Origin of the sequence: Burkholderia sp. GbtcB21 (assembly GCF_019091065.1) — a bacterium.
Classification (GTDB): Bacteria; Pseudomonadota; Gammaproteobacteria; order Burkholderiales; family Burkholderiaceae; genus Burkholderia; species Burkholderia pyrrocinia_C.
This window is the reverse complement of the sequence record NZ_JAGXKA010000432.1, coordinates 1-240: the sequence shown is the minus strand read 5'-3', so window position 1 is coordinate 240 and position 240 is coordinate 1. Positions and strand designations below refer to the sequence as shown.

General features: G+C 57.1%; 1 protein-coding gene. It reads right to left on the bottom strand.

Features of this window, described 5'->3' with window-relative positions:
- Positions 1 to 240 (bottom strand): dTDP-4-dehydrorhamnose 3,5-epimerase family protein (locus KVT39_RS37290; RefSeq protein ID WP_217591517.1); only part of this gene is annotated, 240 nt, incomplete at both ends.

Sequence of the window (240 nt, the reverse complement as noted above, 5' to 3'; positions counted from 1 at the left end):
CTTGCATACACCTCCGCATCCACCAAACGCACACCCGCTGCATCCTTGCCGGCAAGAACAGGTGGAGCGTCGAGAGGCCATGTGATGCCTACGTCGGGATCATTCCATTGCAGACAGCGCACGCACTCCGGATACCAAAAATCAGTCGTCTTGTACAGAAACTCGCAAGAGGCCGAAAGTGTCAGAAAACCATGTGCGAAGCCTGCCGGCACCCAAAGCTGCCTGTGATTGCCCGCGGAC